Source organism: Klebsiella sp. HMSC25G12 (assembly GCF_001807705.1).
Lineage (GTDB): Bacteria > Pseudomonadota > Gammaproteobacteria > Enterobacterales > Enterobacteriaceae > Klebsiella > Klebsiella variicola.
Genome location: NZ_KV789828.1, coordinates 1 through 1,091 on the forward strand (window position 1 = coordinate 1; position 1,091 = coordinate 1,091).

General features: G+C 49.3%; 2 protein-coding genes. One reads left to right on the forward strand and one right to left on the reverse strand.

What is annotated here, in order from left to right; genetic code table 11:
* On the reverse strand, positions 1–287 hold a 287-nt coding region (locus HMPREF3096_RS28770; RefSeq protein WP_141749323.1), incomplete at its 3' end, for a helix-turn-helix domain-containing protein.
* Between the two features lie 14 nt (positions 288–301).
* Between HMPREF3096_RS28770 and HMPREF3096_RS05520 the strand changes: the two genes are divergently transcribed.
* Positions 302–1,081, forward strand: coding sequence for a DUF6685 family protein (locus HMPREF3096_RS05520; RefSeq protein ID WP_176392677.1), 780 nt, complete (start codon positions 302–304; stop codon positions 1,079–1,081).
* The last annotated feature ends 10 nt before the right edge of the window (positions 1,082–1,091 follow it).

The window sequence follows — 1,091 nt, forward strand, 5'->3', positions numbered from 1 at the left end:
TTTGCAGGACGTCCACGGCGGGAAGATGCAAACGCGGTTGCGCCATCTGTCCGGTACAGGCGCACAAGACGCTGCACCTGACGAACACTGAGTTCAAGAATATCTGCAGCGTCGCGCTGAAGCAAAGCCCGTTCAAATACTCGCTGAATGATGCCAAGCCGGTAAAGTTCTTTGTCTGTCATAGTCACCAACATAAGATCGCGGTCCTGTGCTGAGCAAAATGAAGGCTTAGCGTACACGACGCGTGTGAATTGTGCTGAGACGACAATAACGCTTTGTGCTGACATGAGCGGTTCGCGTAATGCGTTTTATGTTAAATATCAACAATTTACTAAATTATCATAATGCCAAAAAATATATTTCTTTAAAAGTAACTTTTAGGCCCCGTACCCCCTTCGGCCAAAAAATTTTCGCGATAGGCTGGTTGTGGTGGCCAGCAACAACTGCTGGTCAGTTGCAACTGAACAGAATTGGCATCATTGATATGACTGATAATCAAATAAGCAGCTCACCGCCCCTGTGGCGTAAAATCCTCGAGGGCATCCAGGATGATTTCCAAAATTCGCTGGGATATCCTGCCACATTGCGCCGTCGCCTAAACAACGGGAACCTGCCAGTGAGTCACCCGCAACTACGGAACACGTTCTGGCTGCGTTCCGTGATTTGTTGGCAAACCTGGCTCGAATACGAAAAACACCGTATTCGCTACCTGCGTCTCGGCCACGACGGTGATTTTGATTACCTGCAGCGCCATATTCCCCAGCTGGATGGTCTGATCAACAGTAAGATCTCAGAAAGTTTTTGTTGTGATATTACGGCAGTTGGGGGACTGAGTGCGTCGAGAGATTGTGACCAGGACCTCTCCAGCCTGGATGCGTTTGCACAGCAGTGTTGCCAGGAATTGGCAATTCCGCTGACCAGAGATAGGTTAAACCGTAATCTCAGCCACCACGGCCTACGGCTGTCAGAGATGGTATTCAGCCAGTTTACCTGGATGCCTGGCCGGCTTTACTGGAACAATGTCGACGGCGCCCACCATTTTGCAGCAGCCCGTTTCCTGGTAATGACTCCAACTTATTGATAGTGTTTTA

Coding starts and splice junctions, on each gene's coding strand:
- HMPREF3096_RS05520 (WP_176392677.1), top strand. CDS start 302: ATGCGTTTTATGTTAAATATCAACAATTTACTAAATTATCATAATGCC.